The following is a 6,770-nucleotide window of genomic DNA, read 5'->3' on the forward strand; positions in this document are numbered from 1 at the left end:
GGGCCGTTTCAAGATCACCATCACAATTTTAGCAGGAAATCCAATATGGCTAGCGAACTCAAGGATCTGCGACAGCGGTTGGTTGACCGGCTTTCGGCTACGGTAGAGCAGAAGATTTCGTCAATCGGATACGTGCCCGAAGATTTGGTCCGCATTGCGGGCTCCGGCGTGCCAGCAGAACCCAGTCATGATGAAGTCTATAAAGCCCCGGAGGACTTGAAAGAGGCCATCAACGAACACTACGATTTCTCGTTTTATGCTCGCGAGACGATCTGGGCCGATATGCTTGCTGGCACGCATTTTCGAAATATTGGCTATTGGGATGCAAATACTGAATCTCTGGATCAGGCCGGCCGCAATTTGCAGGATCAACTCCTGGCACTATTGCCTCAAAAAACCGGACGGATCCTTGACGTAGCCTGCGGGATGGGCGCCTCTACAAAACGGCTTCTGGACACTTACCGGCCCGAAGATGTGTGGGCCATCAACATCTCTGCCAAACAAATCGAAACCACCTCTCAAAACGCTCCAGGCTGCAATGCACAAGTCATGAGCGCAACGGAGATGACTTTTGAAGACAATTTTTTTGATGCTGTCGAATGCATCGAAGCCGCTTTTCATTTCGACACGCGGCGCAAGTTTCTGGAAGACACCCTGCGCATTCTGAAGCCGGGAGGCCGCTTGGTCATGTCCGATGTTCTGATGACTTCAGGGGCTCGGCTGGAGCAATATCCGGTGTTCCCCAACCCGGAAAACCACATTGCCACCATCGAAGATTACAAGTCTGTCTTGGAAGAAATCGGATACGAAAACATCACAATATCTGATGAGCGGAACAATATTTGGAAATCGCATTTCATGGCCACAACCAACCGGATTCACGAAGGATTTCTAGCACGGAAGTATAATATCGTTGAGGTCACAGACATGATCTGGACGTATTACGAGTTGGATGCAATTACCGGCCCTTGCCCGATCCTGGGCGCATCTAAACCTCGCTAAATGTTTAGTACTTCGGATGCCTATCGCTAGGTAGGATAAAGGTACTTTGGTTCAAACAGAGACTGACAAGCATCTTTATCGCTTGAGCGTTACGATTAAGCTCTCAAGGCTGCGCGCATTGGTTCCCATGTTTAACCACCTTGGCGGTTCTTGCAGCTCAATGTCAGCAAAGGCAGAAAGCAGGCACTGAAATGCCAAACGCCCTTCCATTCGGGCCAAAGGGGCTCCTAAACAAAAATGTGCGCCCCCGCCAAAGGTATGATGCGCATTGCCTGTGCGTGTAATATCAAACCGGTGAGGGTCCTTGAAGCGAGCCGGATCACGATTGGTGGCACGAAGCAATCCAATCACCGGCGCCCCTTGCGGAATTTTCACACCACCGATCTCGCACGATTGTGCGGCAACGCGCAGCAGGAAATTACCTCCCGGGTCATAGCGCAAGGTTTCATCCGCTGCATTGCGCGCCAGATCCGGCTGCGCTCGCAGCCGCTCCATTTCTTTTGGGTGTTCCAACAGTAACTTTAGCCCGATCCCGATGAGGGTCACGGTCGTCTCGTGTCCGGCAATCAACAGAGCAACGAGATTTGTCAGTGTCTCCTCTTCGTCCAGCGTGCCGTTGTCCAGGCCCTGTAATGCCAGCCGCATGAGGCTGCCTTCAGTTCCAGTGCTGCTGACGGACAATTGCTCTCTCAGATAGGATTTAAATGCCGTCAGTGCCTCCAGTCCGTCGGACTTCTGCTGGTCGGTTAACATCAGATCGCCAATCTGGATCAACTTCTTAGACCAATCGCTCACTGTATCTGCCATGTCCCGCGGAATATCGAAAAGGCGGCAGAGCACATTCAAAGGCATGGGCTGTGCGTAGGCATCAATCAGATTAACCGGGCGTCCGTCACTCGGTAAGGCAGCAATCAGCCTTTCAGTTTCCTCACGCACCATCCCTTCGAGTTGAGCTACAGCCTGGGCTCTGAAAGCGGGTTCGTAAACACCCCGCATTCGAGCGTGGTCTATCCCGTCCACATTGATCATTTGCGGCTGGAATAAGGAAAAAAGACGGAAGGCTACCGGATCCCGCTCCCGAAAGCCGGGATCGGAATGCCAGCCTCCCTTCCAGTTGCGCGAATCCCGGCCGATAGCCTTATTTCGCATCGCCTCCGAGAATTCCGCATGACCAAGAATAAAATAACACCCGCTCGCCGGGTCGAAATGGATGGGATTTTCCGCACGCAACACATCCAGGCGGTCATGTGGATCGGCCAGGAAGTCAGGGTCCGCCAGCATCGTCCACCAGTCCGTATCTGTTTCCTCCGGTACGCTCATCGCCGATCTCCCTTTCCTCGGCCGCTTATGATAGCGCCGTCCCGGTCTGCCGAAGCGCATTAAATTGCGCTCCCAGATAAGAAGCCGTTTGATCCATGAGATGCAACCCTATGTAATCGACATGACGGTTCTGCCACTTTTCCAGATCCGTGCCGGCTACATAGGTGTTGAAAGCTCCTAAGGCCGGGCCGCAGTAGACCTGCCAGTCCGTTTTTTGACCAGTTTCCCCGGCCAGAGCCAAACGCATTGAATGAATGAAATACCAACGGAAGATCAATGCCATCTTGACCTTTGGATTGCGTTCCGCACGTTCAATTTCCTCAGGTGCAGCTTTGTCGTAGAACGATCGGGTTTCGGCATACACGTCTTCGAAGGAGCGGCGAAAATACTTGTCTTCAATCTCTTTGCGGATCGCAACTGGCAGCGCTTCGAGGCCTGGATGGGCGCGCCAAAGATCGTACAGCTTGTTGGCACGTGCGGGGAAGAGCAGTCCTTTCTTCAAGACTTGCACTTTGGCACCCAGTTCAAACATATCGCCGGCCGGAGCATAAGCCGTGTCTTGAACCCCAGTGCGCTGCAATACTTCTTTAACCGCCTCACTGGTGCCAGCCTCAGGCGTACATTGATTGATCGATCCAGTGGCAATGTAATCCGCCCCCAGAAGAAAGGCTGTTGCCGCAGCTTGCGGCGTCCCTATTCCGCCGGCTGAGCCGACGCGGCTAGGTTGGGCAAAACTGTGCTGAGCCTGCTGAGCGTCACGCAGAGCGATCATCGCTGGCAAAAGCGCACTTGTAACCCCACGGTCGGTATGCCCGCCGGAATCTGCTTCAACCGTCAAGTCAGAAGCAACCGGAATGCCCGGAGCAAGGGAGGCTTCTTCTTCAGTGATGAGACCTTGGGACAGCAGTCGCTGGATCAATTCCGGCGTCGCAGGCGCAAGGAATGCGGAGGCAACACCAGGATGTGACACTTTGGCAAACACCCGGTTTGGCACATCTAGCGCCCCATCCCGCAGTTTCGCCCCCTTTAGACGGTATTTCACCAACGCTTCGGTTACCTCCATGAAGGCCGAAGCTTCGATTACACGGATGCCCAGTTGCAGGAGCCGATCCACCATAAGCATTTCGCGTCTGGGGTGGAGTGGATCGGCCAGGACGTTGACGCCAAACACCGAGCCAGGCGGAACCGTCTCCTTGATCCTGCGGATTTGGACCGCAGCGTCCTCTATCGGTACTCCTCCCGACCCATATATTGCCAAGAGCCGGGCCTGTGCCATACGGATCACCAAATCTGCCGAGGCAATCCCCTTTACCATGGCACCGGCCATATAGGCGTGGCTCACCCCATAGTCATCCCGAAAAGCGGCCGAGCCCAAATGACCGGCCGCGATCATCCAACCGCCTCGCCAAGATGGTTTTTCAAGGCGCTCAGGTTTTGCGTATCAGCCCCAAAAGGGGTCATGACCGCAAAACTGCGCGCACGCAAATCATCGCCCAACCCGTAAAGGCACGCGGTGCGCAAGTTTCCAGCCGGGCCGCAATCGATATAGGTGGCCTTCGGGTATTGAGCATTCAGCGCCAGCAAGGTTTCATGCAGGCGGATCGGTCCGCGCACAACCTTCCACCAATCCCGCTCGACCGGATCAAATGGCCGTCCTGTGCCATCCGATGCACCAATCACAGGTATCTGTGCCGCGCCCCAGCTAAACGCGCGCAGTGCAGCCCTGAAGGAGGTTTCGATCGCCTCAATCCCGGAGCCGTGAAAAGCATACCGGACCGGCAAGCGGTGATGGGAGATATCGCGGGCTCGCAGATCATCGGCAATGTCATTAATGCCGTTTGTGGGCCCGGTGATAACGAAACAACGATCAAATACGACACCAGCCAGCTCTGAAGAGCCACGACGATAAATCGGATCAGCTTCAAATTGAGCTAAATCATCGAGCACCATCAACATAGCGCCCGGTTCCGCTTTCGACTGAATTGTCCAGGCCTGGCGCAGCAACGCTGGCAAAACCTCCTCTGGGGATATCGCCCCGGAAACAGCCGCGGCGACATATTCGCCCAAACTGACACCGAGCAGCAGATTCGGTTTCGGCAGTCCTTCGGCAATCAGAGTTTCAGCCAGCGCCACCTGAACCATGAACAGCGCCGGATGCGTGTCGGTCAACTGATCGAATGTGTCCCCAACATGGGCGAAATCATCATAAAGAACGTCTGTGACCGGATGGTCAAGATAAGGCTGTAGTGCTTCCTCCATCCGCAACATACTGGCGCGAAAAACGGGATGCGCATCATACAAGCCCCTGCCCATCTGGAAGTACTGAGCCCCCTGCCCAGCAAACATCCAGATCACCGGATCGGGCGCCAAATCGGTCGGCCATGGATGGGAGAAAGCGTTCACAGTGGCGAGTCCGTTGAATGACTTAAACAATACTGTAAGGTATTGGTGAGTGGTTTGAAATACGCGCTATCATATTAATAGACATAGGTTCGAGATGAAGGCGTTTTTATTCCCCGGGCAAGGGTCCCAGCACATCGGAATGGGCGAAGGCCTGTTTGAGCGCTATTCTGAAATGACTGAGGCCGCAGATACGGTCTTGGGTTATTCCATTGCCGATCTCTGTCTGCGGGATCCCGACAAGCAGTTGACGCAAACCGAATTTACCCAACCTGCTTTGTTTGTGGTTAACGCCATGATGGCGCGCGCGCAGCAAGACGACAGCGGAGCACCAGATATCGCCGCCGGCCACAGTGTGGGCGAATACAATGCCTTGCATCAGGCTGGTGTGGTCAACTTCGAAGACGGTTTGAGATTGGTTCAAAAACGCGGTGCCTTGATGAGCACGGCGCCCAAGGGCGGAATGGCGGCAGTCATCGGGCTCACACCGGATCGCATTGCGACGGTCTTGCAGGATAACGGCTTTGCGTCGATCGATGTGGCCAACTTGAACTCCGACAAGCAAACGATCATTTCCGGCCTCATTGAGGACATTTCAGCGGTAGAACCGTTTTTTTCCGATGCTGGAGCGATGTATATTCCACTGAATGTCTCGGGCGCGTTTCATTCCCGCTACATGGCTCCTGTCCAGGAGGAATTTGAAGCATTTCTAGGCGAGTTCCGTTTTGAAGCGCCCGGCATCCCCGTGATTGCCAATGTGGATGCCCGACCTTATCAAGATGGCTGCACTGCTCAAATGTTGGCGCAACAACTGACCTCCCCAGTGCGATGGCAAGAAAGTATCGGGTACATGTTGAATTTGGGTGTGGGACATTTTTTTGAAACGGGGCCCGGCAATGTGCTTAGCAAGCTGGTCGCGGGTATCCGTAAACAGCATGTGGTGACACCCGTGGAAACGGAGCTTCCGCCCCAGGCCGGCAGCCCTCCGGTGCTGCAGGAGGAAACGCAGGCACAGGAAGCAAAAACACCTGTCCAAATCGTCGAAGACTGGAACACACAGCATTCTGCGGGTATCGATGTCCAGGTAAATGGCTATGACGGCGTAATGAAAACTCGCAGCGAAGCCATCCTTCTTTTCGGCCATCGACCAGCAGTCTACATGGAAGGCTATTCAGGCTATTTTGCACTGTCCGATGTGACCCCGATAGAGGCCCAGTTGTCCTAATCAGGTGCGGAATAGCGAATAAATCCCGAACGATTTTCGCTCACACCTCGCTCGGATTCTTGAGTTTCAACTGGCTCTAGAGTTCCCAAGGGAATTTCTGTTCTGTGGCATAACGTTGCAAATTGGCGCGAATGCTCGAATCGCCAAACAGGGACCGGTTTTCAGCGATCGCCTTGTCCCTACTTTGACCAAGTGACTTGTCGAGGTCCGCGCGATAGGCTTTGAAACGTCGTATTGCTTGCGGGTCCAGCCGTTCAATACGGCGTATGTGTTGTGCCAGACCAAGTTCGATTTCCGGTAAGATGGAATCCACCAAATGAAGGGACAACGCCTGCTCTGCATTGATGGATTGGGTGCTTAAAGTCAAATAGGACGCTGCGTGAGCTCCAATCCGCCGCGTCAGAAATGGCAGGACGCAAGCTGGATGCAGCCCAAACAGCAGCTCGGGCAAAGTGAACCGGGCATCGGGCCCTGCGAGGACCATGTCACTTGCGGCCACAAAGCCGATACCCCCTGCCGTTGCCTGGCCTTCAACGACGCTGAGAGAAACAAACGGTCCGAGTGCCAGCCGCTCCCAAAGATGATAAAGCCTTTCGGGGTCCACCGGATCTCCGCCGCCGAAATCCGCCCCGGTGCAAAACACCGTTTGAGAGCCGCGCAGGATTATCGCGGTGCATCCGGCTTCCTCGGCCCGGTCCAGCGCTGCATGAGCATCCTCCACCAATGCCTCTGTGATGGTGTTACCGCTCTCAGGCCGATCAAACCATAATGTTGAACTGCGGCCATTTTGGGTGATGGACAGTGGCGACAACATCCCTATTCC

Annotated in this window: 6 protein-coding genes; 2 read left to right on the plus strand and 4 right to left on the minus strand. The window is 54.5% G+C overall.

The window, feature by feature from the left end; all coding sequences use genetic code 11:
* Nucleotides 1-45 precede the first annotated feature (45 nt).
* Complete coding sequence (locus tag FJ695_RS03590) at nucleotides 46-1,002, plus strand: class I SAM-dependent methyltransferase (RefSeq protein ID WP_141184167.1); 957 nt, start codon at nucleotides 46-48, stop codon at nucleotides 1,000-1,002.
* Nucleotides 1,003-1,077: 75 nt separating this feature from the next.
* On the opposite strand, the gene FJ695_RS03595 is transcribed toward FJ695_RS03590, so the two are convergent.
* From FJ695_RS03595 to FJ695_RS03605, 3 genes are read right to left on the minus strand one after another with little or no spacing between them, the layout of a single operon-like run.
* Nucleotides 1,078-2,322, minus strand: a complete 1,245-nt coding sequence (locus FJ695_RS03595) for a cytochrome P450 (protein WP_168206252.1) — start codon at nucleotides 2,320-2,322, stop codon at nucleotides 1,078-1,080.
* 25 nt (nucleotides 2,323-2,347) lie between these two features.
* Complete coding sequence (locus tag FJ695_RS03600; RefSeq protein ID WP_141184169.1) at nucleotides 2,348-3,715, minus strand: PfaD family polyunsaturated fatty acid/polyketide biosynthesis protein; 1,368 nt, start codon at nucleotides 3,713-3,715, stop codon at nucleotides 2,348-2,350.
* On the minus strand, nucleotides 3,712-4,725 hold the full coding sequence (locus FJ695_RS03605) for an acyltransferase domain-containing protein (protein WP_141184170.1): 1,014 nt from the start codon (nucleotides 4,723-4,725) through the stop codon (nucleotides 3,712-3,714). Before FJ695_RS03605 ends, FJ695_RS03600 begins: the two co-directional genes overlap by 4 nt.
* A gap of 94 nt (nucleotides 4,726-4,819) precedes the next feature.
* Here FJ695_RS03605 and fabD point away from each other — a divergent pair, with 94 nt between their 5' ends.
* Nucleotides 4,820-5,947, plus strand: a complete 1,128-nt coding sequence (gene fabD / locus FJ695_RS03610; RefSeq protein ID WP_141184171.1) for an ACP S-malonyltransferase — start codon at nucleotides 4,820-4,822, stop codon at nucleotides 5,945-5,947.
* Nucleotides 5,948-6,023: 76 nt separating this feature from the next.
* On the opposite strand, the gene FJ695_RS03615 is transcribed toward fabD, so the two are convergent.
* Complete coding sequence (locus FJ695_RS03615) at nucleotides 6,024-6,761, minus strand: enoyl-CoA hydratase/isomerase (RefSeq protein ID WP_141184172.1); 738 nt, start codon at nucleotides 6,759-6,761, stop codon at nucleotides 6,024-6,026.
* Nucleotides 6,762-6,770: the final 9 nt, after the last annotated feature.

Source organism: Labrenzia sp. PHM005 (assembly GCF_006517275.1).
Classification (GTDB): Bacteria; Pseudomonadota; Alphaproteobacteria; order Rhizobiales; family Stappiaceae; genus Roseibium.

Excerpts from the sequence above, each read along its gene's own strand:
- FJ695_RS03590 (WP_141184167.1), top strand. The coding sequence starts at position 46 with ATGGCTAGCGAACTCAAGGATCTGCGACAGCGGTTGGTTGACCGGCTT.
- FJ695_RS03595 (WP_168206252.1), bottom strand. The coding sequence starts at position 2,322 with ATGAGCGTACCGGAGGAAACAGATACGGACTGGTGGACGATGCTGGCG.
- FJ695_RS03600 (WP_141184169.1), bottom strand. The coding sequence starts at position 3,715 with ATGATCGCGGCCGGTCATTTGGGCTCGGCCGCTTTTCGGGATGACTAT.
- FJ695_RS03615 (WP_141184172.1), bottom strand. The coding sequence starts at position 6,761 with ATGTTGTCGCCACTGTCCATCACCCAAAATGGCCGCAGTTCAACATTA.
- fabD (WP_141184171.1), top strand. The coding sequence starts at position 4,820 with ATGAAGGCGTTTTTATTCCCCGGGCAAGGGTCCCAGCACATCGGAATG.